We start from the raw sequence: 25,325 nt of genomic DNA, 5'->3' as shown, positions 1-25,325 counted from the left end.
GACGCCAGATGGCTCGGCTTCGGCGAAATGACAGCGAAGGGGGCGATTGCCCGGGGCGTGGCGGGAGTGGATCAGGCGCGTGGAAGCGGCTTTCCTTGCAGTGCCCCCCCTTGAGTGCACAATGAAGAAAAATCGACAGGAGCTTGATCCGTGAGAGTCATCCGCAAATACGCCAATCGGCGTCTCTACGATACCGAGCAGAGCCGTTATGTGACCCTCGAGGACCTGCGCAGCCTGGTGCTGGCGGAAGAGGTCTTCAAGGTCGAGGACGCCAAGAGCGGCGAGGACCTCACGCGTACCATCCTGCTGACCATCATCATCGAGCAGGAGCAGGGCGATGGTGAGGCCGAAGTCTTCTCCAACGAGCTGCTGGAGCAGTTCATCCGCATCTATGCGATGGCCAAGCCATTGCCGCTGGCGGGGTATCTGGAGCAGGGCACGCGGCTGATGATGGAGCAACAGCAGCGCATGCAGGAGCAATGGTCCCAGGCCATGCGCCACTCGCCCATGGAGATGATGCGCGAAGTCGCCGAAGAGAATCTGCGCTTCTGGCAGCAGGCCATGGGGGGCGGCATCAACCGGGGCCGGACGAGCTCACGCTCTGCCGATGATGCCCCGGAGGGCGGGACGAACGACGACGGCGAGGCTCACGACCCCGAGGGCACACGCTGAGTGATGCCTGGTCGGCCGGCATGAAAATCACATGAAATCGCGTTGATGTGAAAAGGGGCGTCCCGAGGGGAGCCCCTTTCTGCCATAATGCGCAGCCTGACATTTCCTCGGTCGCCCGTGTCTTGCGGGCAGCCTTGATCCTCACTGGCTCATGAAGGTTGAAAAGATGAAGGTCCTGATCATCGGCGGCGGTGGCCGCGAACATGCGCTGGCCTGGAAAGCCGCCCAGTCCTCCCGTGTCGAGGAGGTCTTCGTGGCCCCCGGCAATGCGGGCACGGCGCGCGAGTCCAAGCTGACCAATCTGGCGATTGCCGCTGACGATCTTGATGCTCTGGTCGCCTTCGCGCGGGACAACGCCATCGAGCTGACCATCGTCGGCCCGGAAGCGCCGCTGGTGATCGGCGTGGTCGATCGCTTCCGCGAGGCGGGGCTCAAGTGCTTCGGCCCGACGGCCGGCGCTGCCCAGCTGGAAGGCTCCAAGGCCTTCACCAAGGACTTCCTGGCGCGTCACGCCATCCCGACTGGCGACTACGCCACCTTCGCCGAGGTCGATGCGGCGCTTGAGTACCTGGCCGCCCACCCGGCACCGATCGTCATCAAGGCCGATGGTCTGGCGGCGGGCAAGGGAGTGGTGGTCGCGATGACCGACGAGGAAGCTCGCGCCGCCGTGCGTGACATGCTCGAGGACAACGCCTTCGGTGATGCCGGTGCACGCGTGGTGATCGAGGAGTTCCTTGATGGCGAGGAAGCCAGCTTCATCGTGATGGTCGATGGCGAGAACGTGCTGCCGATGGCCACCAGTCAGGACCACAAGCGGGTCGGTGAAGGCGATACCGGCCCCAACACCGGTGGCATGGGGGCCTATTCTCCGGCACCGGTGGTCACCGCCGATGTGCACCAGCGCGTGATGGACGAGATCATTCTGCCCACCGTGCGTGGCATGGCGGCAGAGGGACATCCCTACACCGGCTTCCTGTACGCCGGCCTGATGATCGATGCCCAGGGCGCGCCGAAGATCATCGAATACAATTGCCGCTTCGGTGATCCGGAGACCCAGCCGATCATGGTACGTCTGAAGTCCGACCTGGTGGCGCTGTGTCTGGCCGCCGAAGACGGGCGCCTCGATACCCAGACCTGCGAGTGGGATTCCCGCGCGGCGGTCGGCGTGGTGCTGGCGGCAGGCGGCTATCCGGCCAGCTACCGCAAGGGCGATGTCATCACCGGGTTCGATGCTGCCGAGGCGACCGGTTGCAAGGTCTTCCACGCCGGCACCGCCGAAAAGGACGGGCAGGTGGTCACCAGTGGCGGTCGCGTGCTGTGCGTCACCGCGCTGGGCGACAGCGTGGCCGCCGCCACCGAGCGTGCCTACGAGGGTGTGGACGCCATCGACTGGCAGGACGTGCTCGTGCGACGTGACATCGCCTGGCGTGCCATCGCCCGTGAGCGTGGCGACGCCTGAGCCTGTCCGGCATCATCGCATTGTCTGCAAGACCCGGCCTCTGGCCGGGTCTTGTCGTTATCGCACCGTGATTCTCGCGTCGGCCATTCTACGACCATCGTGTCGAGAGTCTGGTCATGTCGGTGTCGGCCGTGCGATAACCTTCATCATCACTTGTTCACGCATGAACGGCGGCCCATGGGTCTCCCCGGCCTTGAGCATGGCATCGGGGAAGCATGGCGACTCCGCCGTCATCGTCCATTTCCGTCTCGCCGACGAGGAGTCCTCATGGAGCGTATTCGGCTCGAGTTCCCAGAGCAGCGCCTGGTGCATCGTCATGCGATGACGATTCGTGTCAGCGATATCAATTATGGCCAGCATCTCGGTCACGATAGCGTGGTCAGCCTGGCGCACGAGGCACGTGGCCAGGCCTGGCAGGCACTCGGCTTCCCGGAATGGGATGTCGATGGCCTCATGAGCATCGTCTCCGATCTGGCCGTGCAGTATCAGGGGGAAGGCAAGCTGGGCGATGCGCTGGTGGTGGAGACCGCCATGGACCCCGTGTCCGGCAAGGGGCTGGGTGTCCATCATCGTCTGGTGCGGGTCGGTGACGGCAGCGTGCTGGCCACCGTCAGGGTCGGGCTGGTGTTTGCCGGCCCCGACGGACTGGCCGTGCCGAGTGCACGTGTCAGTGACGAGATCGAGCGCACGGTCGCGGCGCTGGCCTGCGAGGTGGCGCGCTGATGTCGCGGGAGTATCCGATCATCGCCGTGACGGGCTCCTCCGGTGCGGGGACGACCACGGTCATGCGGACCTTCGAGCGCATGTTCTCGCGTGAGTCGATCCATGCCGCCTATGTGGATGGTGATGCCTTTCACCGCTATACCCGCGATGAACTGGTACGCATGTTCCAGGAGGCGCCGGAGCGCAAGCGCGAGCTGTCACACTTCGCGGTCGAGGCCAACCAGCTTGATCGACTGGAAGCGCTGTTTCTGGAGTATGGCGAGCAGGGCTCCGGCACGCACCGTCACTACATCCATGCCGAAGACAAGCGCATGATCGAGGCGGGCTACAAGGTCGGGACCTTCACCGAATGGCAGTCGCTGCCGGATTGCACGGACCTGCTGTTCTACGAGGGCCTGCATGGCGGGCTGGTGACGCCCGAGCATGACATCGCGCGTCATGTGGATCTGCTGATCGGCGTGGCACCGACCATGAACCTCGAGTGGATCCAGAAGATCGACCGGGACACCAAGCTGCGCGGGCACTCCCAGGAAGCGGTGGTCGATACCATCCTGAGCCGCATGGATGACTACGTCCGCTATATCCAGCCGCAGTTCTCGCGTACCCATATCAACTTCCAGCGCGTACCGACGGTGGACACCTCCAACCCCTTCGAGCCGCAGGACATTCCCACCGATGCCGAGTCGATGGTCGTCGTGCACTTCCGTGATCCGGGCAGCGTCGATTTCCCCTATCTGCTGGCGATGATCCAGGGCTCCTTCATGTCGCGCCCGCATACGCTGGTGGTGCCGGGTGCCCTGATGGCGCTGGCCATCGAGCTGATCATCACGCCGCTGGTCAGGAGTCTGCTGGCCCAGCGCCGCTTCCGCTGAGACGTGAGGTCGGCGAGAGCAGGACGCGTCACCGCCCCTTGAGACGCGGCAGGATGCGTTTCTTCCACAGGCGCAATACCTGATTCAGGCGACCGCTGCGCATCAGCAGGCGAGCCTCGCGTGGCCGCAGCGGCAGCCCCAGCGTCCGTTGCTTGAGCTTGAGGGAGTGGCGCAGGTCGAAGCGACGCATCATGCGCATCACACCGGCCGTGCCCGGCAGTCGCGGCAGCCGCACCGCCGAGGTGAAATCGATCAGTACCGGTATGCCTTCGCGCAGTATGACGTTGGAGCCGCGGATGTCGTTGTGTGCCATGCGGCGCTGATGCAGCTGCTGCACGACGAGAATCAGCTGCTGGCAGAGTCCTGGATGCGCCGCGGGATCCAGCTGTGCATCGCTCAGCAGAGGGCCGGGAATGTATTCCATGGCCAGTGCCAGCGGGGAGACGCGTGCGATGGCGCGCGGTGCATGCGTCCAGCCGGCCAGGCGGCTCAGCATCTTCAGTTCTCGACGGACCAGCCAGCGCGCGACCAGTGCCGCCGGGGTGCCGGCATAGCGACGGTAGTCCTTGCATACCACCGTCTGGCCATCGAGGTGCGTGAGATAGACTTCCGCCTTGAGAAAGCCCTTGGCGCGCTGCAGAAAGTCCTCTGCCGCCGGTTCGCGTGACAGCGTCCCGGCAGTGTCCGCGTCAGGCGTGGCCACTGATGCCTTGGGTGTCACTGTACCCGTGGTTGTCCTGCCGGAGGCGTCCAGCTCGTGAGTCGCCTTTTGCAGGGAGGGGGTCAAGGAGGTTTGCAGGCGCATGACGGCAGGCTTCTTGTTAGCGAGGTAACAATGATTATCCTATCATTTAGCGAGTCCGCCCACCGTCGTGAGTGAATCATTCTGTTGCCCATCCAGCGACACTCGTCTCATGCGCAGGAGCCTGTCGGTATCGGGGACGTCTCGGTGATCACTGTCTCGGTGATCATTGTCTTGGTGATCATTGTCTTGGTGATCATTGTCTTGGTGATCATTGTCTCGGTGATCATTGTCTCGGGGCTTGGCCCATTGCGGTGCTGACGCTACGCTTGCACCTTGCGCTGCCGTTGGCGGCGACGTCATTGTCGAGGGAGAAGGTGTCATGGACTGTCTGTTCTGCAAGATCATCAATCGCGAGATTCCCGCCGATATCGTTTATGAGGATGAGGAGGTGCTGGCCTTCAATGACATCAACCCTCAGGCGCCGACCCATGTGCTGATCATTCCCAAGCAGCACATCGCCACGCTCAATGATATCGAGGAAAGCCAGCTGGCCACGGTGGGACGCCTGCAGTACACCGCCGCCAGACTGGCGAAGGAATACGGCTTCGCCGACGATGGCTACCGTGTGGTGATGAACTGCAATGAAGATGGCGGCCAGACGGTCTATCATATTCACATGCACCTGATGGGTGGTCGCCGCTTCACCTGGCCGGCTGGCTGAGCCGGCGTAGAGCAGGCGCCTGTACCGGCGGTTCGCGGGCAGGTAGCGGCTAGCGATATACAAGCGTGCGGCACACGGGCGCATACCGGGCATGACGTGAAAGCGTCATGCCCGGTCTTGTTCTGCAGGCTGCAGGCAGGAGATGTCGGAGCGATGCGAGACTCAGACGTGCCGACGACGACAGCGTCACTCTGCCCCTTACCGTGAGTGGGGGCCTTGCGTAAGATGGTGGCATTGCTCACGCCGTGCAGGAGTTCTTACATGACGCACCCCACCGCCAGTCAGGCACAACGTCACCACAGTCGCGCCGACCAGTTGATCCATCAGTTCGATACCGTTCTGCGCACGCTGGTCCCTCATGCGGCTCAGCCGTCACGACCTACCCCGGCAGGCGATATCGTGGACAGCGAGATCAGTGATGCGGAGCGTCAGCATGCTGCCGGTCTGATGCGCATCAATCACACCGGTGAAGTCTGCGCCCAGGCGCTGTACCAGGGCCAGGGGTTCACGGCGCGTCTGCCGGAAACGCGCAGCCAGATGGAGCTTGCCGCTCAGGAGGAGATCGACCATCTCGCCTGGTGCGATGCACGTCTCGTCGAGCTGGATGCCAATACCAGCCTGCTCAATCCACTGTTCTACATGACGAGCTTTGCGCTCGGGGCAGCGGCCGGCGCCATCAACGACAAGGTCAGCCTCGGGTTCGTGGCCGCGACCGAGGAGCTGGTAGGCGAGCATCTGTCGAAGCACCAGCAGACACTGCCCGAGGGCGATCAGCGTTCACGCGCGGTGCTGCGGCAGATGGAGATCGATGAAGCGCATCATGAGCAGTGGGCGCTGGAGGCCGGAGGACATCGCTTCCCGGGGCCGCTGAAGAGCGCCATGCGGCTGATGTCCAAGGTGATGACCGCCAGCGTCTATCGCGTGTGAGGGTCAGGCACCTGAGCTTGCCTGCGTAGCGTCAGGTCGCTGAAACGAAGAAGGCCGCCCCGTGGGGCGGCCTTCTTGCGTCGTGTGACCCTGAATCGGTCATCGGTCATCGGTCATCGGTCATCGGTGTCGGGGCTTATTCCTTGACCTGGTACTCACCATCCAGCGTCGCGGTGCTGGTGCCGTCTTCGCGTGTCGCATCCCGCGAATAGTTCTGGCGGCCGTTGGCCTTGTCCTGGGCTTCCTGCATGCGCTGTTGCATCTCGCTCATGCGCTTCTTCATGCGCCGGCGGATGAAGGGCAGCATGATGATGCCCAGTACCATCATGACCAGTGCCGCGAACAGGCTGAAGATCATGACGACACCGCCGATCAGCCAGGCAGCGACCAGCTTGAGGCCGGACAGGCCTTGAGAAGGACGCTGGTTGCCGGCGTTGGCCTGCCATTGGCGAGCCTGGTTCCAGAGAGTGTTGTGCTGTTGGCCTTGCATGTTGATTCTCCGCAATGGTTGCCGGGCCGATGGGCCGGGCAGGGAAGACCCGATGTGTGAAGGTGGATGGTCGGGGGTATCGGGTCTGGAAAGTGGGGTGTCTCATTTGGCTGTCAGCGCCTGAAGCACCTGAGCCAGGGCGGTGCTGCAGGCCCCTGCGAGATTCGTCATGCCTTTGGCTGCCTCATGATCTCAGCATCGAGGTTGGCAGCGTTGTCGTCAAGGCGATTGTCGTGTCCGCAGGGGCGCGGTGGAGGCCGTCAGGTCCGAGCGTCATCCGCCCGGCATCGTGCTGGCAAGGGTGGGCAGGCTCAAGGACAGGGTCTGCTGTCGGCCTTGCCCGTCCAGTCCGACGATTCGGATGGCATGCGCCTCCACGTCGACACTGCGTATTCTTTCAATGCCGTCGCTGGCGGCAAAATTCAAGGTCTGACGCAGGCTGTTTCTCCCCATTGCCCCTTCCTCCGTCTGGCGGGTCTGGCGGCGTAGCGCCTCATCGATCAGCTCGCCATCCGCGCGATTGATGGACAGTTCCATCTCCCAGCCGTCTCGCCCCCAGCCGGTGAAACGGACCTGATTCGCCACGATGTCCATGCCACTGAATTGACGCATCCCACTGTGGCTGGCTCGCATCATCAGCTGGGTCAGCAGTTCCGGGGCCAGCCCCGTGGACAGAAGGCGAGAGCTTTCGTGAGAGCCTGCGTGATCGCGCTGCGAGTCCGGTGCCGCTTGCCCTGACGTGGCATCGCCATTGTCATCGCCCATCCCCGCAGCACGCCTGTCAGGACTGCCAAAGCTGTCAGGACTGCCAGAGCTATCGGGACTGTGCCCGCTCGCCGTGGCGAGCGCGGCCACCTCGCGACGAGTGTCATCCAACCCCGTGCCCAGCGTGGAAGCACTCAGTCGATGCTGGGGAGGGAGATCCTCGATGCCATTGGCATAGGCGGGCACCGAGCCCAGCATCAGGCCGAGAGCGCCCGCTCCCAGTCGCTGGCGAAGGTTCACGATGGAGCGCCCCGCCAGCCGGATGCTGATGGCCCGAGAGCGAGCCTCCTTCACACTGGTAGAGGCAGGAGATGACGGCATGGACGCCTCCTCAAGGCAGTGGAACATGGCCTCACTGTGAGACATGCGACCTTGCATGACACTGAGAGGGGGATTCATCTGAGGTTCATTGCTGCCTGTCAGTCTTTGCGGCATGCGGTCATCCGTGCGCATCCGCTGGCGTCCGCGCTGTTCCAACGCAGGTTTGCTTGCACATTCCATTGCCAGGATGCTTGTCGAGCATCAGCGCCCGTCGCGGCGCATCAGACCCGCCGCAATTCAAGAGGTTTTCCGTCATGCCGACTCCCCGCAAGGCCCAGACAGGCGCCAGCGCATCCCGCGTCAGCCAATGGCGGCAACGCTATGGATGGTTGTGCCTGGGGCTGGGCGGCTTGCTGATCGGTGTCCTGGCCATGCCGCCGCATGCGCTGTGTGACAGTGAGCGCTGGCGTAGCCTGCACGATGAGGTGGCTGCCGGCCGTGTCATTTCACTGTCTGAACTGCTGGACAGTCTCGAGCGTGACTGGCTGGGGCAGGTGGTCGAGGTGGAGCTTGAAGACATCCATGGCGAGTTGATCTACGAGGTCGAGATGCTCGGACCGCAGGGCCAGATGGCCAAGTTCACCGTACGGGCCGCTGATGGAGAGCTGCGTGAGGTGCGTGGCGTCAATCTGGACGCGATGCGCCGTCATGCTCCCGAGAGCCCGGCAGGCCCGTCGCCATCCCTGAGCGAGCGTCAGCCAACGGGCGGTCTTGAGGGTGCCGAAGACCCCTGAGGACCGTTATGCTTGCAGCAGTGTCCTCGTGTGATGCCGTGACGCGGTATCCGTCACCGGATAGCGACTGCCCAGGAGTGCCCAGAATTCATGAAGATATTGTTGGTGGAAGATGACATGCCGTTGGCCGAAGCGCTGATGGCACGCCTCAGTGAGGCAGATGTGCTGGTCGAGCATGCCGTCAATGGTGCCGATGCCGATTTTCTGGTGCAGACCGAGCGCTATGATGCGGTGGTGCTGGACCTTGGCCTGCCGGATGGTGATGGCACCCGCTGGCTGGCCCAGTGGCGTGAGGCCGGCATCGAAGTCCCGGTGCTGGTGCTGACGGCGCGCGAGCGCTGGTCGGACAAGGCGGCCGGTTTCTCTGCCGGTGCGGATGATTACGTGACCAAGCCCTTCGAGACGGCCGAGGTCATCTTCCGCCTGCGCGCGCTGGTGCGTCGCTCGCGCGGGCATGCCCATCCGGTGCTCAAGCTGGGGGATCTGGCCTGTGATACGCATGGCGGCACCGTCAGCCTGGCGGGGCGCCCCGTGTCACTGACGGCACAGGAGACGCGGTTGCTGATGCACCTGATGCATGCCGTGCCCGGCGTGGTGAGCCGTTCGGAGCTGGTCGAGCATGTCTATGATCGCGACCACGAACCCGACTCGAATGTCATCGATGTCCAGATCAGCCGCCTGCGTCGCAAGCTGGGGGCTGAGCGTATCGAGACCCTGCGCGGCCGCGGTTATCGCCTGCGCGACCCGGATGCCGAATCGGGTGGCGCAGACGGGGCCGGCGCAGCGGGAGCGGACGGCCGCGACGCATGAAGCCATTGTCCGTCGGCCGGCGACTGCTGGGTGGCTCGCTGGTCATCGCCTTGATCGTCATGCCGTTGACCGGTCTGGGGCTGGCGTGGAGCTTTCGGGATGCGGTGACGACGGCCTTTGACCAGCGGCTGCTGTCGCTGTCGAAGGTGTTGATCGCCGCGATCCAGTTCGATCGCGAGAAGGGCCGCCCGGGGCTTACGCGCTCGTTGGGTGATCCGCGTTTCGATCAGGCCTACTCCGGCTGGTATTGGCAGATTTCCGATCGCCACGGCAATGTGCTGACCTCGCGCTCGCTGTGGGATCAACGCCTGCCGATTCGCGATGAGATCAGTGCCGACGGGTTCCTGAGCCGGGATCTCGACGGGCCGCGTCATCAGTCGTTGCGCGCCATCGAGCGTGATATTCGCCTGCCGGGCCGCAGCCAGCCACTGCATGTGATGGTGGCGGCGAGTCGCAGCGAGGTGGACGCCGAGGTCGCGCGTTTCGAATGGTTGCTGGCGGGAGCGCTTGTCGCGCTGGCGTCGTTGCTGGTGTGTGGTTCCGCCGCGCAGATCAGCTGGGGGTTGGCACCGCTGCGGCGGTTGCGGGCACGCCTCAAGCGGGTCGCGGAGGGGGAGGCGGACAGGCTGGAAGAAACACGCCTGCCACCTGAGCTGACTGAGCTGACGCGCGCGATCAATGCAGTGCTGGAGCGAGATCAACGCCTGATCGAGCGTGGGCGTGCCGCGGCGGGCAATCTGGCGCATGCGCTCAAGACGCCAGTCAGTGTGCTCAAGGCCCAGTCCGAGCGCTTTGATGGCGAGGACCGCGCCCGCATCGATGCCGAATTGCGACGTATCGATGAGGCCGTGCGTCACCATCTGGCGCGGGCGAGTGCCGCGGGCGGTGCGCATCTCAGTGGGCGAGTCAGTCTGCGCGAGGCCGCCGGGCCGGTGTTCGATGGCCTTGGGCGCCTGGCGAGCCGGCGTGGCATCACTCTCAGCCTCGCGCTGGAGGATGATGCCGGTGTGCGCGTCGACCCGCAGGACCTGCAGGAGATGGTCGGCAATCTGCTCGAGAACGCGCTGCAATGGGCGCAGCAGCAGGTACGTGTGACCAGCGAGTCCCGCGATGGCGGTGTGCTGCTGGTCATCGAGGATGATGGCCCGGGCATGAGCGACGAGCAGAGCGCCGCCGCGCTGGGGCGTGGTGCACGTCTCGATGAGGGGCGCTCCGGTTCAGGACTCGGGCTTGCGATCGTGGACGACCTGATGGCGCTGTATGGCGGCGAGCTGAGGCTGGAGCGCTCCGCTCTGGGCGGCCTGGCGGCGCATGTCTGGCTGCCCAGCTCACCGCTGGTGGGGACCAAGCCCACGGCCTGATGGGAAGTGGGGTGTCCTGCAGTCCTTTGACATAAGTCTATTGCAAGATGTCAATCCATAGGGCTTGGCTATCATCTCGATCCCGAGAGATGATTGGGCGTCACGCCAGCCGCACCGTATTCTGAAGGGGTTCGGCTGGCAGCCGGACGGGCTTCGTTTCTGAGTCTCGTCTGCCGCGCCCTGCGGTGATGACGAACTGGCGCTCCTTCGGGGGCGCTTTTTTTATGCCTGATATCTCCCTGTTCCGGCAGCGGGATGCGCGCCTGTCAGTGACCCCGGGAGAGGGTTGGCGGGTGCGCAAGGCGGAGATTGAACGCAGGGAGGCTAACGGTCGTCTTCAGGATCGCATAGGCTGTCAGACAGGAGTCGTGTGAATTCTCAGGCGTCAGGAGGTGGGCATGAAGGACATGACGATGTGCGCTCAGCGTGGGGATCTGGAAGGGCTCAGGGAAGCGCTTGCCGAGCCCGGGGCGCGTGAGCGCCTCAATGATGTCGATTATCGCGGCCGCTCGCCGTTGATGGTGGCCGTGCAGGCCAATCAGCCCGAAGCGGTGGCGGTGCTGTTGGCCGCGGGAGCTGACAGCGAGCAGACCGACGCCCTGCATGACACGCCTTTGCTGGCTGCTGCGGCGCTGGGATATGGCAATTGCCTGACCTGCCTGCTTGAGCACGGTGCCTCGGCCACGGTGCTCAATCGGTTCTCCTCCACGGCCCTGATGTCCGCCAGCGAGCGCGGCCATGCGGATATCTGTCGCGTGTTGCTGGAGCAGACGGACGTGCCGCCTGATCATCAGAATCGCCTTGGCTGGACGGCGCTGATCGAAGCCGTATTGCTGGGGGACGGCGGGGATGCCTATCAACAGGTGGTCAAGCAGCTGCTGGATCACGGCGCTGACGTCAATCTCGCGGATGCCGAGGGAGTGACACCTCTGGCGCACGCCCGCTGGCGCAAGTTCGAGACCTTGAGTGACATGCTGGAAGCGGCTGGTGGTCGGGAGCAGGGCGTGGCGCATGTCGTGTCAGACGAGACACTTCAGGCAGCCCGCTCGGCGAGTTCCCGCCAGACATGATGGCCAACCTACGCAGGAGGCAGCGCATGGTATTACCCTGGGGGCTGTTGATCATCGGCGTGGCGCTGCTGTTGCTGGGTGCGCTTCGCTGGCAGTACGCACAATCACTCGCACGGGAAAGCGTCCAGGTGATGGGAGAGGTGATCAGTCATGATCGCGCCCTGAACGTGGAAGGGCGCGGCCGCATCCATCTGCCCAAGGGCGGTGAGTTGAGTGAGGACGAGGCCCTGGCGATGGCAGGCTTGCCGCCGGGGGGACGCTTCAATGTCGAGTCGATCCAGTACGCGCCCATCGTGCGTTACCAGGACAGGCGTGGCGGTTGGCATGAATATGTATCACCGCTGGCGGTGCAGACGCCGACGCCTGCGGTCGGCGAGACCGTGGCCGTGAACTATCGACGCAGTGCGCCTCACGAGGCCAGTCTGCCTGGCACGCGCGGCTGGTTGATCGGCGTCCCATTGGCGCTGGGGATCGCGCTGTGTCTGGTGGCGCTGCGTCTGTTGTTGAGAGGGCCGGTAGCATGAATAAGACCGGTAGCATTAAGAGGGCCGGTGGCATGGAGGGGGACGCATGTTGGCAACTGGCTGTCAGAGGTGAGGGTGAATGAAGGATTCTGAAGGCCAGGGGACAACCCGGCGTTACGGTATCGGCATGCTGGTGCTGTGCTGGGGGCTGATACTTGGCATGCTGGTGTGGTGGTTCCAGGGGCAGCTCGAGGAGCGTACCCGTCCGAATGCCTCGCTGGCCGGTCAGGCATTGTCCCAGGGGGAGCCGCTGACCCTGACGCGCAACCGCTCAGGGCACTTCGTGGCCCCCGGCGAGATCAATGGTGAGCCGGTGACCTTCCTGCTGGATACCGGCGCCACCTATGTCTCGGTGTCCGAATCACTGGCCGAGCGTCTGGCGTTACCGCGCGGGCGCGATGCCCGCTTCACCACCGCCAATGGGGTGAGCCATGGCGCACTGACCACGCTGGATGTCGTCAGTCTGGCGGGGCTCAACCAGCGCGAGGTGCGCGGGGCCATCGTGCCGGGCATGCATGATGAGGTGGTGCTGCTGGGAATGAGCTTTCTGGGGGAGTTCGATATCAACATGCGGGGGCAGCAGATGACACTCACGCCGGTTGCGGGGCGTGGCGGCTGACGAGACTGCCGGGCAGGAGAGGCCGGCCAGATAGTCAGACTGACAGGTTCTGATGCTCATGCTGTCTTGCCAACGATGGCCTCGCCAACGAAACGCCCCGCTCATGGGAGACCATGAGCGGGGCGTTTCACGTCTGACGCGTCAGCGGAAGATCAGTCCTGCTTGGGCGGCTCGACATGACCACCGAAGCCGAAGCGCATCGCGGACAGCAGACGGTTGGCGTAGGTGTTTTCCTTGCGCGAGCTGAAGCGCGAGAACAGCGCGTTTGCCAGCACCGGCACGGCAACGCCCTGCTCGACGGCGGCATCGACGGTCCAGCGGCCTTCGCCACTGTCGGAGACGGCACCGCTGTAGTGATCCAGGCGCGCATCGCCGGCGAGCGCCTGGGCGGTCAGGTCGAGCAGCCAGGAGGAGACGACGCTGCCACGACGCCAGACTTCCGCGATGTCGGCCAGGTTGAGGTCGAATCGCTGGTCTTCCGGAAGGTCCTCGGAGCCCTTGCTCTGCATCAGCTCGAAGCCTTCGGCGTAGGCCTGCATCAGGCCGTACTCGATACCGTTGTGCACCATCTTCACGTAGTGACCGGCACCGACCGGGCCTGCGTGGATATAGCCACGTTCCGCGCGCTCATCCGGGGCATTGCGACCCTTGGTGCGCTCGAGGTTGCCATAGCCGGGGGCGAGGGTGTCGAACAGCGGCTCGAGATGATCGAACACGGCTTTCTCGGCGCCGATCATCATGCAGTAGCCGCGCTCCAGGCCCCACACGCCACCGGAGGTGCCCACGTCCACGTAGTTCAGACCCTTGTCCTTCAGCGTGGCAGCACGACGGATGTCGTCCTTGTAGAAGGTGTTGCCGCCATCGATGATGGTGTCGCCGGCTTCCATCAGCTCGGCCAGTGCGCTGATGGTCTGCTCGGTGATCTCGCCCGCCGGCAACATGACCCACACGGCACGCGGTGCCTTCAGCTGCTGGACCAGCGCCGCGAGATTGTCGACGTGGGTGGCGCCGTCAGCGACCAGTGACTGGGCAATCGCCTCGTCACGGTCATGGGCGACCACTTCGTGGCCATTGCGCATCAGGCGGCGGGCGATGTTGCCGCCCATGCGGCCGAGTCCGATGATACCGAGTTGCATGTTCGTTCCTTTCACGTGAAGCCGGGGAGAGTCGGGACGGCGCGAAGCCTACCCTGTGCGGGCGCTGGACGCAAAAACGGGCCATATCAATGACATGGCCCGTTGGGGTGCTCAGCGGAGACAGGCGTCAGTCGCGTGCCTGTCTCCGGGAGAGGGAGTGATCAGCGATCAATCCCAGCTCAGGGCACCGCCGACCTGATATTCGGTGACGCGCGTCTCGAAGAAGTTCTTCTCCTTGCGCAGGTCGATGATCTCGGACATCCACGGGAACGGGTTCTTGGCGCCCGGGAACTGCTCCTTGAGGCCCAGCTGCGCGAGGCGACGGTTGCAGATGAAGTGGAGGTATTCCTCCATGATGGCCGCGTTCATGCCCAGTACGCCGCGCGGCATGGTGTCACGCGCGTATTCGATCTCGAGCTGGGTGCCTTCCAGAATCATCTGGGTGACTTCGTCCTGGAATTCGGCGGTCCACAGGTGCGGATTCTCGACCTTGATCTGGTTGATCACGTCGATGCCGAAGTTCAGGTGCATGGACTCGTCACGCAGGATGTACTGGAACTGCTCGGCGACGCCGGTCATCTTGTTGCGACGACCCATGGACAGGATCTGGGAGAAGCCGCAGTAGAAGAAGATGCCTTCTGTGACGGCGTAGAAGCCGATCAGGTTGCGCAGGAACTCCTGGTCCGCTTCCGGTGTGCCGGTGTGGAAGTCGGCACGCGCCAGCGCCTGGGTGTGCTTGAGGCTCCAGGCGGACTTGCGCGCCACGGAGTCCACTTCACGGTACATGTTGAAGACTTCGCCTTCGTCCATGCCCAGGGACTCGATGCAGTACTGGTAGGCGTGGGTGTGGATCGCCTCTTCGAAGGCCTGACGCAGCAGGTACTGGCGGCACTCCGGGTTGGTGATGTTCTTGTAGACGGCCAGCACCAGGTTGTTGGCGACCAGCGAGTCGGCAGTGGAGAAGTAACCCAGCGAGCGCATCACGATCAGACGCTCGTCTTCGGTCAGGCCGTCCTGGCTCTTCCAGAGCGCGATGTCCGCGTTCATGTTCACTTCCTGCGGCATCCAGTGGTTCGCGGAGCCGTCGAGGTACTTCTGCCATGCCCAGTCGTACTTGAAGGGCACCAGCTGGTTGACGTCGGCGCGGGCATTGATCATGCGCTTCTCATCGACCTGAATGCGCTGGGCACCCATTTCCAGTTCTTCCAGACCCTTGGCCACGTCAAGATCGTCCAGCGCCTGCTGGGCGCGGGCGATGCGTTCCGCTTCGCTGACCGCGTAGCCTTCGCTGTTCTCGCTCGCGACGGCAACTTCAGCCGCCGGGGCAGCCGCCGGGGCTTCGGCCTGCGGCGCCGGTTTGGCAGCGGCCGGCTTCTCGGCAGCGGGGGCTTCGTCTTCGTGGAAATCGTCCCAGTTCAACATGTTGCGTTCCTCGTGTTCGTAGTGGTCACGCGGGCAATCAGCGTGACAAGAAGGCGTTGGCGGTGCGTCCTGCGACGCTGGCGCCATCGAGAGGCGTGATCTGCCGAGAGGGAAGGTCAGGCCCGGGCCGTGTTTCGAGACAATGTCAGGAGGCAGTGATTGTTGTGTCGGCACAAGACCGAGCCAGGCTCGGTCTTGAGAAAGTGCCGCAGCCCGCCTGCCGGGGATGTCATCGCAGGCGGGGAGTCAGGCAGGGCCTGACTCGAGTCTTGCGCAATCGCTTACTGACAGGCCTCACAGCCCAGCTCATCGATGTTGCTGGCGGAGGGGGCACGCTGACCGCTCTTGCCTTGCAGGAAGTCTTCGATGCCACGCGGTTCCGGCTTGGCTTCCGGTGCCGGGGTCGGCGCGGGAGCAGGAGCCGGGGTCGGTGCGTTGCCGACGGCGTTGTGCTTGCTGCGATCGACGGTGGACTTCTCCACGGCGGTCGCACCCAGAGCACGGAGGTAATAGGTGGTCTTGAGGCCACGGAACCATGCCATGCGGTAGGTCACGTCCAGTTTCTTGCCGGACACGCCCTGGATGTACAGGTTCAGGGACTGCGCCTGGTCGATCCACTTCTGGCGACGCGAGGCGGCTTCGACGATCCACTTCGGCTCGACTTCGAAGGCGTTGGCGTACAGCGCCTTGAGGTCTTCCGGAATGCGCTCGATCGGCTGGACGCTGCCGTCGTAGTACTTGAGGTCGTTGATCATGACCTCATCCCACAGGCCGCGCGCCTTGAGGTCGTTGACCATGTAGGCGTTGACCACGGTGAACTCGCCAGACAGGTTCGATTTGACGAACAGGTTCTGGTAAGTCGGCTCGATGGACTGCGAGACGCCACAGATGTTGGAGATCGTCGCGGTCGGCGCGATCGCCATCACGTTGGAGTTGCGCATGCCCTGGGTGCGGACCTTCTCGCGGATGTAGTCCCAGTCCTGAGTCTGGCTTTCGTCCATCTCGATGTAGTCGGCGCCACGCTCGGTCTTGAGCTTCTCGATGGAATCGATCGGCAGGATGCCCTGACTCCACAGAGAGCCGTCGAAGCTCTCGTAACGGCCACGCTCGGCCGCCAGATCACTGGAAGCTTCGATGGCGTGATAGCTGACGAGTTCCATGGATTCGTCGGCGAAGGTCACGGCTTCTTCGGAGGCATAGGCGATGGACTGCGCATAGAGCGCGTCCTGGAAGCCCATGATGCCGAGGCCGACCGGACGGTGACGCATGTTGGAGCGACGCGCCTGCGGAACGGCGTAGTAGTTGATGTCGATGACGTTGTCGAGCATGCGCACGGCGGTACGTACCGACTTCTTGAGCTTGTCGCCATCCAGCTTGCCGTCGATGACGTGCTGCGCCAGGTTGATCGAGCCCAGGTTGCAGACCGCGATCTCATCCTCGGAGGTGTTGAGGGTGATCTCGGTGCACAGGTTGGACGAGTGCACGACACCGGCGTGCTGCTGCGGGCTGCGCAGGTTGCACGGGTCCTTGAAGGTGATCCACGGGTGGCCGGTCTCGAACAGCATGGAGAGCATCTTGCGCCACAGATCACGCGCCTTGACGCGCTTGAACAGCTTCAGCTGGCCCTGACGGGTCATCTCCTCGTACTGCTCGTAACGCGCCTGGAAGGCCGCGCCGTACAGGTCGTGGAGGTCCGGGCAGTCGGACGGCGAGAACAGGGTCCACTCGGTGTCATCGAAGACACGCTTCATGAACAGGTCCGGCACCCAGTTGGCGGTGTTCATGTCGTGGGTACGACGACGGTCATCACCGGTGTTCTTGCGCAGGTCGAGGAATTCCTCGACGTCCATGTGCCAGGTTTCCAGGTAGGCACAGACGGCGCCCTTGCGCTTGCCACCCTGGTTGACGGCAACGGCGGTGTCGTTGACGACCTTCAGGAAGGGCACGACGCCCTGGGACTTGCCGTTGGTGCCCTTGATGTAGGACCCCAGTGCGCGCACCGGCGTCCAGTCATTGCCGAGACCGCCGGCCCACTTGGAGAGCATGGCGTTGTCGCGGATGGCACCGTAGATGCCATCGAGGGCATCCGGCACGGTGGTCAGGTAGCAGCTGGACAGCTGGCTGCGACGGGTACCGGCGTTGAACAGGGTCGGCGTGGAGGCCATGTAGTCGAAGCTGGACAGCAGCTCGTAGAACTCGATGGCGCGACCTTCGCGGTCTTCCTCGTTCAGGGACAGACCCATGGCGACACGCATGAACATGACCTGCGGCAGCTCATAGCGCACGTCGTTCTGGTGCAGGAAGTAGCGGTCGTACAGAGTCTGCAGGCCGAGATAGGTGAACTGGTTGTCACGTGTGTGATCGATGGCCGCGCCGAGGCGATCCAGATCGAAGGTGGCCAGTTGCTCATCCAGCTGCTCGAAGGCGATGCCGCTCTCGATGTAGGCCTTGAAGGCGACCGGATAGTGGTCCTTCATCTCGCCGAAGGTGGCCTCGTCAGCGACCTTGAGGAAGCTCAGGGCTTCGCGGCGCAGGTTGTCCTGCAGCAGGCGGGCGGTGACGTAGGTGTAGTTCGGGTCCTTCTCGACCAGCGTGCGCGCGGTCATCATCAGCGCGGTGGACACGCCATCGACCGGCACGCCGTCGTACAGGTTCTTCAGCGAGTCATCGACGATCTTCTGGGCGTCGACGTTGGACAGCTCGGCGCAGGCATCGAACACGAGTGTCTCGATACGGCCCAGATCCAGCGGACGCACGCTGCCGTCGAGGTGCGTGACATTGATGGTCGGGTGCGGCTTGGCGATGCCGTCGTTCTGCGCGCTGCGGGCACGGGCGTGCTCGTCACGGTAGAGAACGTAGGCGCGGGCCACCTTGTGCTCGCCGGAGCGCATCAGGGCCAGTTCGACCTGGTCCTGGATGTCTTCGATATGCAGAGTGCCACCATCAGGCATGCGACGCTGGAAGGCATCGGTGATCTGGCTGGTCAGCTGCTGGACCAGATCGCGGATGCGCGAGCTGGACTCGACCTGGTCGCCTTCCACGGCGATGAACGCCTTGGAGAGTGCGACGGAGATCTTGCTGGCATCGAAGGGCGCAACATCGCCAGTGCGCTTGATGACGCGCAGGCGCTGGGGTGCGGTCACGTCGACTGCCGCCTGATCGGTGCTGAAAGTGGAATCCATGACGCCTTCCTGAATCGTCTGAAGGTGAATCGTTGCCCGGCGAGGGCCCGTGGGCAAAGCGTGTGTCACTGCCGGCGAGGCACCCGGTAGGGCGTGCATCACGCACGGCTGGCTGACATATCGTCTGATCGCTGTCTCGGCTGGCATGACCCGTCAGGCCACTGAAAGGCGGTCAGACAGGAAATTTGGTACCGATGACAGCTTGGTCGCGGCAGATCATGCGTTGCCGCGCCATCTGCTGAATCATCTCTTTCGGGCTTGACTTGAGGCTTGAAAATTGCCTTTCCGGCTTATGGGGGCGGACGTCGCCAAAACCCTACATATGGGGTGTGAGCTGAGTTTGGACACAAGATAGTGTTGTTTTTGGGGTCGTGCAAGTGGATAACTTGTGGGTAAGGTGTGGTTGAAAATCCGTGCCTGCCGCCCGGGGATGTCAAGACATTGCGTGTTAATTTCTTTGCCCCTCGTCAGTGCGCATGTGTGCGGGACAGCTGGCGCGTAAATCCCCAAATTGGCGTATCATTCGTGACAAATCACCCTGAAAAGGTTACGACGTGGCACAGGACGGTAACTCCCTGTGAGCCGCTGGCCACGCCGACCCAACGATGCGGATGGAATGCCCTTGGATACCAATGCGCAAGAACATGTACTGATTGTCGAGGATGACGAGCGTCTGGCGACATTGACGCGTGAGTATCTCGAAGCCAATAACTTCCGCGTCAGCGTCGAGCACGATGGCGGCCGGGCAGTGGACCTGATCATCAGCCTGCGCCCCGACATCGTGATTCTCGATCTGATGCTGCCGGGCGAGGATGGCCTGTCCATCTGTCGTCGCGTGCGGCCCCAGTTCTCCGGCCCCATTCTGATGCTGACGGCACGTACTGATGACATGGATCAGGTGCTGGGCCTCGAGATGGGCGCCGATGACTACGTGCCCAAGCCGGTGCAGCCTCGCGTGTTGCTGGCGCGCATGCGTGCCTTGCTCAGGCGGGCCGACGGCCCGGAAGAGGCGGCAGGCGAGACGCGTCTCGTCTTCAATGACCTGGAGATCGACAACGCTACCCGTGAAGCCTGGCTGGCGCGTGAGCGTATCGAGCTGACCAGTGCCGAGTTCGACCTGCTGTGGCTGTTGTCTTCCAATGCCGGGCGTGTGCTGACTCGTGAAGAGATCTTCTCGGCGCTGCGTGGCATCAAGTATGACGGCCAGGATCGCTCCATTGACGTGCGCGTCTCGCGCATCCGGCCCAAGATCGGTGATGACCCCAATCACCCTGAGCGGATAAAGACGGTACGCAGCAAGGGTTACCTGTTCGTCAAGGACCTCTGATTCATGCGGCGTGCGCTGTCTGACAGTATCTTCCTGCGCGTCTACGTGGTGCTGCTGCTGGCGTTGCTCCTGACGCTGGGCGTGGCGTTGGGCGGTTATCAGCTGACCAACGCTGTCCGACTCGAGGCCTACCAGACCCGCCTGGGGGCGGCGCCGATGCTGCTGCTGACCCGGCAGGTGGCCGAAGCGCCTCCTGCCGAAAGGTCGAGCCTGCTGGAGCGCTCCTCGCGCCTGCTGGATGCGCGGCTGATGCTGGCGCCTGTCGAGGTATTCGACCTCAACTGGTGGGAGAAGCGCCGTCTGGCGGCCGGCCGGCCTCTGGTGCATGAGCATCAGGATGCTGGCTGGCAGCTACTGATGCAGGTGCCGGGTGAGGAGCAGGTGCTGGAGCTTAGGCTGCTGCATCTGGCTGAGCGACAGTTGCGGGGATTGATGTCGTTGCTGCGGGAAACCTTGTTGCCCATGGCACCGGAGCAGCGTGTCGCTCTGTTGTCGGAGCTGCAGGATGCCTCCGGGCTGGCCTTCGCTCAATTGCCTGACATGCCCAACGGGCTGGATGCGCAACAGGTCGGGCGGATCAACGACCAGCGAGTGGTGCTCAACATGGCAAGCCATGGACAGGCGCTGGCGCTCTATACCCGCCTGGAGGGTCACAACCTGATCAAGGTCGGGCCGCTGCAGGTCTTCGAGACGACCCCGGCGGCATTGATCGTTGCCATGATTCTGGCCGTCATCAGCCTGTTGGGGGGTGTCATCTATCTGGTCGTGCGTTCGCTGGAGGCACGGTTGACTCGACTGGAGAAGGCGGCGACCCGGATTGCCGGCGGCTACCTCGATACGCGGGTCAGGATCGAGACCAATGACTTTCTTGGCCGTCTCGGCATGGCCTTCAATGGCATGGCCGAACGCGTGCAGGGATTGCTGGGAGCCCAGCAGGACATGATTCGCGCCGTCTCCCACGAGCTGCGTACCCCGGTGGCACGTATCCGCTTCGCGCTGCAGATGATCGAGGACATGGTGGATGATGATTTCGTGCTCCGGCAGATCAAGGGCGCCGATGGTGACATCGAGGAGCTCGACAAGCTGATCGACGAGATCCTGACCTATGCACGCCTCAATGACGCCGCCGGGGTTCAGCTGGATCTGGGGGCGGTGGACTGTCGGGAAGTGGCGGAGCAGGTCTGTGAAACCCTGGCGCCACTGCATCCTGAGCTGCTGCTGAGCATTGAAGGCGGTGCCTTTGATGTGGAGGCGGAGGCACGCTATCTGCAGCGTGCGCTGCAGAATCTGGTCTCGAATGCCTGTCGGCATGCAGATTCACGTGTGCTGGTGCGCATCTCCAGAGACCCGCAGGTGGTGCGCATCGATGTCGAGGATGATGGCCCCGGCGTGGGCGAGGAGGACCGCAAGAAGGTCTTCAAGCCATTCGCGCGACTGGATGATTCACGCACGCGATCTTCAGGTGGCTATGGTCTGGGGCTCTCCATCGTGCAGAAGATCATGCACTCTCATGGCGGAAGCGTGGTGGTCGATCGGGGCATCGCCCTTAAAGGGGCACGTTTCAGCCTGCTGTTGCCCTTGTCCAGCAGCAAGCTGGGACGTGAGGCGCCTCCTTCCTTGCCGCCCGTGACCCCCGGGGAGGGGGATGACGGGCAGCGCACCTGAGCGATGCTACTCTATCGTGATACGCAGTGGTGCGAAGCGATGTCATCAGCGAGGAGGGCAAGTGGATGAATCTGCAAGATGCGAGCCGTGACGTCGGGGCTCTGCATGACGCATTGATCGGCTCCTGGGAGCTGCAACGCTTCTGGTATGCCTGGCCGGATGGGCGTGAATGGGAGCCATTGGGGAGGTGTGCGGGTCAGCTGCACTATCTCCCCAATGGCTTCATGAGCGTTCAGCTGGCGGCTCGTGAGCGTGAGCCTCTTGGGGTGGCGCCCACTGATGATCAATTGATGGCGGCCTTTCGACAGGGCTTTGCCTATTGTGGGCGCTGGTGCTGGGATGAGCAGCGTCAGGAGGTCCGTCATCAGGTAGACGTCGCGAGCATCGCGGACTGGAGTGGCGTGACGCTGGCGCGGCGAGTCCAGCTCACCGGAGAGTCACTGCTGCTGGGCACGGACGCGCCCAATCTTCAGCTGCCTGCAGGGGGCTATACCACCTGGCTTGCCTGGCAGCGTCTTCATGATAGATGACATCATTACCGAAAAGGCTTGACGGGATCATGGCTTAAGGTGCAAGGTAACCCCTGTTGGATAGCAAGACGCACCACTCAGTCGCCTGTGCTGCTCGGTAAAACGCCTTGAGCGCCCCGAAATGCCTCGCTGATTTGATGCATGGTTTTGCTTTGCCCACGCTCTTCGGGTAATGCCCGTTATTTCAAACATGCTAATCAGAGAGGAATTTCTCATGGCAACTGGTACAGTTAAGTGGTTCAACGACGCGAAAGGTTTTGGTTTCATTGCTCCGGCTGACGGCGGTGACGATCTGTTCGTTCACTTCTCCGAAGTCCAGGCAGAAGGCTTCAAGACCCTGCAGGACGGCCAGCAGGTCTCCTTCGACGTGACTCAGGGCCAGAAAGGCCTGCAGGCAGCCAACGTCAAGGCTATCGACTGATCATCACTCGCTGCGGAATCCGTTCCGTGTGAGATGATAGATGTCTAGAAGCGCCCCAGCTCATGCTGGGGCGCTTCTGTTTGTGTGCGTGAAAAAAATGCAGTATCGGTGACCTGGTACGCCCCGCAGAGGCATGCCATGAACAAGAGCCCCGTCCCATTGCACGAGAAGCGCAGTGGGACGGGGCTCTTGTCGTTCAAGTGGTTGTCCGGAGATGCCCTGGGGCATTGGCTCAAGCTGGCTTCACGCCGCTGAGCACCTCAAAGGAGGTCTCGCGGGCAGTGCGCAGGAAATCATCCATCCAGGGAGTGCCCAGCAGATCCTCTCGCACCGCGGCATAGAGCGTCGCCCAGATTCCGTCGCCCAGAGGCAGGCCACGAACATAATCGCGGGTCAGGTATTCGGCCAATGCCCAGTTGGGCAGTGCCGTCACGCCGCGACCGCTGGCGACAAGCTGCATCATCATGACCGTCATCTCGGCATGGCGGATCTCGCGAGGGCTGATGTTGGCGGGCTCGAGGAACTGGGTGAACACGTCCAGTCGGTCATGCTCGACAGGGTAGATGATCAGCACTTCTTCCCGCAGGTCTTCCGGTTCCACACGGCCCTTGAGAGCCAGTGCATGCTGGCGTGCCACGGCCAGCATGACTTCGTAGCGGAACAGTGGCAGGTACTGGATACCGGTCATCTCCACCGGATTGGCCGTGATGACCAGGTCCAGCTGCTCGCGACCCAGCGCCTGGAGGGGAGAGAAGCTATGGCCCGAAGGAATGTCGACCTCGATCTCCGGCCAGTGATCCCGGAAGCGATCCACCGTCGGCATCAGCCATTGGAAGCAGCTGTGGCATTCGATGGCCATATGCAGCCGTCCTTGCTCACTGCCTGCCATGCGCGCGATGTCACGCTCTGCCATGCGAAATTGCGGCAGTACCTGTTCTGCCAGTGACAGCAGGCGTTGCCCTGCACGGGTGAACTCGACCGGGCGCGTCTTGCGAATGAACAGTGGCGTGCCCAGGCGCTCTTCCAGGTCCTTCAGCTGATGTGAGAGGGCGGACTGGGTGAGGTGGATGCGCTCGGCAGCCTCGACCAGCGAGCCGGCATCACGCAGTGCCAGCAGCGTGCGGAGATGGCGTAGTTCGAGCATGATGAGTTTTGCTCATTTGGATGAGTGAACAGTTCATTTTCATTCAATTCTTGGGCGAAGTGCAGCGCAGGTCAATCGCTGCTGCGCGAGGAAGCGCCAAGGAGCTCCGTTGGGCATTCCCCCTGAGCCTGATGGATCTCGGCATGGCCATCGCAGAGGGAGGCGTCTCATGCAGGCAGTGCCAGTGTCTTCACGATGACGGCACCTCATGGGAATTGCCGTGAATCGAGGCCCACAAGGCTGGCTGCGCTTGATAGACTTTCTTCATGCGCCAGGATGGCGTTGCTCTCTACGCCTTGAAATCACGCTGTGTCGCCGCCTCCAGCGGAGTGCGGTGCGTTACTTTCTGTCGTCAGGCATGCCCAGGGAGGGCTTTTCATGTTTCCGTTTCACTCGCGCCCGGATCATACGAGGGCCGCTGCCTGTTCGGCGCCAGATGTCTCGCCTTGGCGTGGCGGGCGTCAGGTGGCCACTATCTCGACATGCACTGCGACAGGTATCTCGACAGGCGCCTCGGCCAATCTCCTGTGCGTGTCGATGATGGCGCTGCTGAGTGGCTGCTCCATGCTGTCGGATGAATCGCGTGATGCGCCGAGTGCGCAGGTGATGCCGGCACCGCTGAAGATTCCTGAAGTGCGTCCTGCCACGAAACCAGTCAAGCCCAGGGCACCCAGTGCCGAGTCGTTGGGTCAGGCGCCGGCGGTGACATTGCCCGCGACCTTCCTGCCGCCCCGGGGGGCCAGCGAGTATCAGGTCTGGCGCTGTACGCCGGCGCAGGATCTGTTGATGGCCTTCAGTGATGGACAAGACGCGAGGGGCAGGCCTCCCGTCTCTGTGGCGACGGACACCCCTCAGGAGGCGACTGCTGAAGGCTGGCTGCGGCTATGGTCGCGTCAGCATGCCTACGCCCTGGGGCATGTGGTGAGTGCTTCCGGCGCCCGTTATCGGGCCAATGACGCCCCGGTCTCCGAGCGGCAGCGTCAACAGGCCGAGGGGGGAGCCCGTGAACTGGAAGTCTGGTTCAAGGGGCGGGAAGCCACGCTGCACAATGCGCGCGGCAATCTTGAGTGCGTTCAGGATGATCAGCGCACCATCCAGATCCCCGATGACCAGCCGCTGCTGGTGGCACAGGGTCACGAGCCTGAGTGGCGTATCAGTCTGGATCGAGCGCATAACCGGATGACGGTGACGGCATCGCCCGACCTGTTGGGTGCCGTGCAAGGCAAGGCGCGGGTGACGCAGGACGCTACAGGCACCGATGACAGCAGCTCTGGCGTTGCCGGGAACGAGAGCGGCAAGCAGGAGCAGGAGTCATCGTCGCTCAGTCAGTTGACGTTACCCTATCGGGTCAATGACGACGGCAAGCATGGCAAGGTGCTGTCGGCGCGCTTGCCGCGCGCTTCAGTCGGCAGGGGGTGGCTGAAACTGAGCCTGACGCCGGGTGCCTGCTTCGACACCATGCAAGGTACCCCGTATCCGCTGACCTCCGAGCTGACTCTGACGCGAAAAGGAGGAGAATCTCGAGATCTGAGTGGCTGTGGAGAGGCATACCTCCCCTGACATGACGTTTTTTTCGTCGATTTTTTCGAATGGTTGGTGCGATCTTTATCGCTTTTCGTGCCACGGAGTTCATCTATCATGGCGGGCAGCTCTCCATCACGGGCAACGGATGCCAAGCCTGGCTC

24 protein-coding genes are annotated in these 25,325 nt (G+C 63.1%); 17 read left to right on the top strand and 7 right to left on the bottom strand.

Features of this window, described 5'->3' with window-relative positions; translation table 11 throughout:
• Positions 1-150: 150 nt before the first annotated feature.
• The 4 genes from phaR (at position 151) to QD228_RS05875 (ending at position 3,726) form a co-directional block, all read left to right on the top strand.
• Positions 151-672: a polyhydroxyalkanoate synthesis repressor PhaR gene (gene phaR, locus QD228_RS05890; protein ID WP_084209401.1), complete on the top strand. Its 522-nt coding sequence runs from the start codon at positions 151-153 to the stop codon at positions 670-672.
• A gap of 166 nt (positions 673-838) precedes the next feature.
• The gene (gene purD / locus QD228_RS05885; RefSeq protein WP_077378851.1) at positions 839-2,131 is read left to right on the top strand and encodes a phosphoribosylamine--glycine ligase; all 1,293 of its coding nucleotides are present in this window, start codon (positions 839-841) and stop codon (positions 2,129-2,131) included.
• 267 nt (positions 2,132-2,398) lie between these two features.
• Positions 2,399-2,854 (top strand): acyl-CoA thioesterase, encoded by a 456-nt coding sequence (locus QD228_RS05880; protein ID WP_077378853.1) that lies wholly within the window; start codon positions 2,399-2,401, stop codon positions 2,852-2,854.
• Positions 2,854-3,726: a phosphoribulokinase gene (locus tag QD228_RS05875; RefSeq protein ID WP_077378856.1), complete on the top strand. Its 873-nt coding sequence runs from the start codon at positions 2,854-2,856 to the stop codon at positions 3,724-3,726. Before QD228_RS05880 ends, QD228_RS05875 begins: the two co-directional genes overlap by 1 nt.
• A 28-nt stretch (positions 3,727-3,754) precedes the next feature.
• On the opposite strand, the gene QD228_RS05870 is transcribed toward QD228_RS05875, so the two are convergent.
• Positions 3,755-4,531, bottom strand: a complete 777-nt coding sequence (locus tag QD228_RS05870; RefSeq protein ID WP_279874769.1) for an RIO1 family regulatory kinase/ATPase — start codon at positions 4,529-4,531, stop codon at positions 3,755-3,757.
• Between the two features lie 319 nt (positions 4,532-4,850).
• Between QD228_RS05870 and QD228_RS05865 the strand changes: the two genes are divergently transcribed.
• Together QD228_RS05865 and coq7 are read left to right on the top strand one after the other, a co-directional pair.
• Positions 4,851-5,192, top strand: a complete 342-nt coding sequence (locus QD228_RS05865; protein ID WP_084209399.1) for a histidine triad nucleotide-binding protein — start codon at positions 4,851-4,853, stop codon at positions 5,190-5,192.
• 261 nt (positions 5,193-5,453) lie between these two features.
• Complete coding sequence (gene coq7, locus QD228_RS05860) at positions 5,454-6,119, top strand: 2-polyprenyl-3-methyl-6-methoxy-1,4-benzoquinone monooxygenase (protein WP_084209398.1); 666 nt, start codon at positions 5,454-5,456, stop codon at positions 6,117-6,119.
• A 136-nt stretch (positions 6,120-6,255) separates the two neighbouring features.
• Here coq7 and QD228_RS05855 read toward each other — a convergent pair whose 3' ends face one another.
• Both QD228_RS05855 and QD228_RS05850 read right to left on the bottom strand, forming a co-directional pair.
• Complete coding sequence (locus tag QD228_RS05855) at positions 6,256-6,609, bottom strand: hypothetical protein (RefSeq protein WP_279874767.1); 354 nt, start codon at positions 6,607-6,609, stop codon at positions 6,256-6,258.
• Between the two features lie 273 nt (positions 6,610-6,882).
• Positions 6,883-7,695: a hypothetical protein gene (locus QD228_RS05850; protein WP_279874765.1), complete on the bottom strand. Its 813-nt coding sequence runs from the start codon at positions 7,693-7,695 to the stop codon at positions 6,883-6,885.
• A 254-nt stretch (positions 7,696-7,949) separates the two neighbouring features.
• Here QD228_RS05850 and QD228_RS05845 point away from each other — a divergent pair, with 254 nt between their 5' ends.
• The 6 genes from QD228_RS05845 to QD228_RS05820 all read left to right on the top strand — a co-directional run bounded on the left by QD228_RS05845 (position 7,950) and on the right by QD228_RS05820 (position 12,813).
• Complete coding sequence (locus QD228_RS05845) at positions 7,950-8,429, top strand: hypothetical protein (RefSeq protein ID WP_191236523.1); 480 nt, start codon at positions 7,950-7,952, stop codon at positions 8,427-8,429.
• A gap of 90 nt (positions 8,430-8,519) precedes the next feature.
• Positions 8,520-9,239, top strand: coding sequence for a response regulator transcription factor (locus QD228_RS05840; RefSeq protein ID WP_077378872.1), 720 nt, complete (start codon positions 8,520-8,522; stop codon positions 9,237-9,239).
• The gene (locus tag QD228_RS05835; RefSeq protein ID WP_077378875.1) at positions 9,236-10,600 is read left to right on the top strand and encodes a HAMP domain-containing sensor histidine kinase; all 1,365 of its coding nucleotides are present in this window, start codon (positions 9,236-9,238) and stop codon (positions 10,598-10,600) included. The genes QD228_RS05840 and QD228_RS05835 overlap by 4 nt, the downstream gene beginning before the upstream one ends.
• 398 nt (positions 10,601-10,998) lie before the next feature.
• The gene (locus QD228_RS05830) at positions 10,999-11,670 is read left to right on the top strand and encodes an ankyrin repeat domain-containing protein (RefSeq protein WP_077378878.1); all 672 of its coding nucleotides are present in this window, start codon (positions 10,999-11,001) and stop codon (positions 11,668-11,670) included.
• A gap of 26 nt (positions 11,671-11,696) precedes the next feature.
• The gene (locus QD228_RS05825; RefSeq protein ID WP_084209394.1) at positions 11,697-12,194 is read left to right on the top strand and encodes a DUF3592 domain-containing protein; all 498 of its coding nucleotides are present in this window, start codon (positions 11,697-11,699) and stop codon (positions 12,192-12,194) included.
• Between the two features lie 79 nt (positions 12,195-12,273).
• A complete protein-coding gene (locus QD228_RS05820; protein ID WP_077378883.1) occupies positions 12,274-12,813 on the top strand; it encodes a retropepsin-like aspartic protease in 540 nt (179 codons plus the stop codon).
• 152 nt (positions 12,814-12,965) lie between these two features.
• On the opposite strand, the gene gnd is transcribed toward QD228_RS05820, so the two are convergent.
• The 3 genes from gnd to QD228_RS05805 all read right to left on the bottom strand — a co-directional run bounded on the left by gnd (position 12,966) and on the right by QD228_RS05805 (position 18,553).
• Complete coding sequence (gene gnd / locus QD228_RS05815) at positions 12,966-13,949, bottom strand: phosphogluconate dehydrogenase (NAD(+)-dependent, decarboxylating) (RefSeq protein WP_077378886.1); 984 nt, start codon at positions 13,947-13,949, stop codon at positions 12,966-12,968.
• 168 nt (positions 13,950-14,117) lie between these two features.
• On the bottom strand, positions 14,118-15,371 hold the full coding sequence (locus QD228_RS05810) for a ribonucleotide-diphosphate reductase subunit beta (RefSeq protein ID WP_136939074.1): 1,254 nt from the start codon (positions 15,369-15,371) through the stop codon (positions 14,118-14,120).
• A 281-nt stretch (positions 15,372-15,652) separates the two neighbouring features.
• Positions 15,653-18,553, bottom strand: coding sequence for a ribonucleoside-diphosphate reductase subunit alpha (locus QD228_RS05805; protein ID WP_084209391.1), 2,901 nt, complete (start codon positions 18,551-18,553; stop codon positions 15,653-15,655).
• A gap of 616 nt (positions 18,554-19,169) precedes the next feature.
• Here QD228_RS05805 and QD228_RS05800 point away from each other — a divergent pair.
• The 4 genes from QD228_RS05800 to QD228_RS05785 all read left to right on the top strand — a co-directional run bounded on the left by QD228_RS05800 (position 19,170) and on the right by QD228_RS05785 (position 22,496).
• Positions 19,170-19,880, top strand: coding sequence for a winged helix-turn-helix domain-containing protein (locus QD228_RS05800; protein ID WP_077378895.1), 711 nt, complete (start codon positions 19,170-19,172; stop codon positions 19,878-19,880).
• A gap of 3 nt (positions 19,881-19,883) precedes the next feature.
• Entirely contained in the window at positions 19,884-21,545 is a 1,662-nt protein-coding gene (locus QD228_RS05795) for a HAMP domain-containing histidine kinase (RefSeq protein WP_077378898.1), read from the top strand.
• Between the two features lie 65 nt (positions 21,546-21,610).
• Entirely contained in the window at positions 21,611-22,075 is a 465-nt protein-coding gene (locus tag QD228_RS05790) for a lipocalin-like domain-containing protein (RefSeq protein WP_279874762.1), read from the top strand.
• Between the two features lie 214 nt (positions 22,076-22,289).
• Positions 22,290-22,496 carry a cold-shock protein gene (locus tag QD228_RS05785; protein ID WP_077378903.1) on the top strand — a complete coding sequence of 69 codons (207 nt, stop codon included), beginning with the start codon at positions 22,290-22,292 and terminating at the stop codon, positions 22,494-22,496.
• Between the two features lie 232 nt (positions 22,497-22,728).
• Here QD228_RS05785 and QD228_RS05780 read toward each other — a convergent pair whose 3' ends face one another.
• On the bottom strand, positions 22,729-23,640 hold the full coding sequence (locus QD228_RS05780) for a LysR family transcriptional regulator (RefSeq protein ID WP_077378906.1): 912 nt from the start codon (positions 23,638-23,640) through the stop codon (positions 22,729-22,731).
• Between the two features lie 537 nt (positions 23,641-24,177).
• Here QD228_RS05780 and QD228_RS05775 point away from each other — a divergent pair.
• Positions 24,178-25,200 carry an MliC family protein gene (locus QD228_RS05775; protein WP_279874759.1) on the top strand — a complete coding sequence of 341 codons (1,023 nt, stop codon included), beginning with the start codon at positions 24,178-24,180 and terminating at the stop codon, positions 25,198-25,200.
• Positions 25,201-25,325 lie beyond the last annotated feature (125 nt).

The sequence above is a fragment of the Cobetia sp. 3AK genome (assembly GCF_029846335.1).
Lineage (GTDB): Bacteria > Pseudomonadota > Gammaproteobacteria > Pseudomonadales > Halomonadaceae > Cobetia > Cobetia marina.
Note: the sequence above shows the minus strand (reverse complement) of the source record. Positions and strands in the feature narration are given on the sequence as shown.

Bases quoted from the DNA above. Each gene is read 5' to 3' on its own strand.
- purD (WP_077378851.1), top strand. From the start codon at position 839: ATGAAGGTCCTGATCATCGGCGGCGGTGGCCGCGAACATGCGCTGGCC.
- QD228_RS05775 (WP_279874759.1), top strand. From the start codon at position 24,178: ATGATGGCGCTGCTGAGTGGCTGCTCCATGCTGTCGGATGAATCGCGT.
- QD228_RS05780 (WP_077378906.1), bottom strand. From the start codon at position 23,640: ATGCTCGAACTACGCCATCTCCGCACGCTGCTGGCACTGCGTGATGCC.
- gnd (WP_077378886.1), bottom strand. From the start codon at position 13,949: ATGCAACTCGGTATCATCGGACTCGGCCGCATGGGCGGCAACATCGCC.
- QD228_RS05880 (WP_077378853.1), top strand. From the start codon at position 2,399: ATGGAGCGTATTCGGCTCGAGTTCCCAGAGCAGCGCCTGGTGCATCGT.
- QD228_RS05800 (WP_077378895.1), top strand. From the start codon at position 19,170: ATGCCCTTGGATACCAATGCGCAAGAACATGTACTGATTGTCGAGGAT.
- QD228_RS05820 (WP_077378883.1), top strand. From the start codon at position 12,274: ATGAAGGATTCTGAAGGCCAGGGGACAACCCGGCGTTACGGTATCGGC.
- QD228_RS05850 (WP_279874765.1), bottom strand. From the start codon at position 7,695: ATGCCGTCATCTCCTGCCTCTACCAGTGTGAAGGAGGCTCGCTCTCGG.
- QD228_RS05810 (WP_136939074.1), bottom strand. From the start codon at position 15,371: ATGTTGAACTGGGACGATTTCCACGAAGACGAAGCCCCCGCTGCCGAG.
- coq7 (WP_084209398.1), top strand. From the start codon at position 5,454: ATGACGCACCCCACCGCCAGTCAGGCACAACGTCACCACAGTCGCGCC.
- QD228_RS05835 (WP_077378875.1), top strand. From the start codon at position 9,236: ATGAAGCCATTGTCCGTCGGCCGGCGACTGCTGGGTGGCTCGCTGGTC.
- QD228_RS05870 (WP_279874769.1), bottom strand. From the start codon at position 4,531: ATGCGCCTGCAAACCTCCTTGACCCCCTCCCTGCAAAAGGCGACTCAC.
- QD228_RS05865 (WP_084209399.1), top strand. From the start codon at position 4,851: ATGGACTGTCTGTTCTGCAAGATCATCAATCGCGAGATTCCCGCCGAT.
- QD228_RS05875 (WP_077378856.1), top strand. From the start codon at position 2,854: ATGTCGCGGGAGTATCCGATCATCGCCGTGACGGGCTCCTCCGGTGCG.
- QD228_RS05805 (WP_084209391.1), bottom strand. From the start codon at position 18,553: ATGGATTCCACTTTCAGCACCGATCAGGCGGCAGTCGACGTGACCGCA.
- QD228_RS05825 (WP_084209394.1), top strand. From the start codon at position 11,697: ATGGTATTACCCTGGGGGCTGTTGATCATCGGCGTGGCGCTGCTGTTG.
- QD228_RS05845 (WP_191236523.1), top strand. From the start codon at position 7,950: ATGCCGACTCCCCGCAAGGCCCAGACAGGCGCCAGCGCATCCCGCGTC.
- QD228_RS05785 (WP_077378903.1), top strand. From the start codon at position 22,290: ATGGCAACTGGTACAGTTAAGTGGTTCAACGACGCGAAAGGTTTTGGT.
- QD228_RS05840 (WP_077378872.1), top strand. From the start codon at position 8,520: ATGAAGATATTGTTGGTGGAAGATGACATGCCGTTGGCCGAAGCGCTG.
- QD228_RS05790 (WP_279874762.1), top strand. From the start codon at position 21,611: ATGAATCTGCAAGATGCGAGCCGTGACGTCGGGGCTCTGCATGACGCA.
- QD228_RS05830 (WP_077378878.1), top strand. From the start codon at position 10,999: ATGAAGGACATGACGATGTGCGCTCAGCGTGGGGATCTGGAAGGGCTC.
- QD228_RS05855 (WP_279874767.1), bottom strand. From the start codon at position 6,609: ATGCAAGGCCAACAGCACAACACTCTCTGGAACCAGGCTCGCCAATGG.
- QD228_RS05795 (WP_077378898.1), top strand. From the start codon at position 19,884: ATGCGGCGTGCGCTGTCTGACAGTATCTTCCTGCGCGTCTACGTGGTG.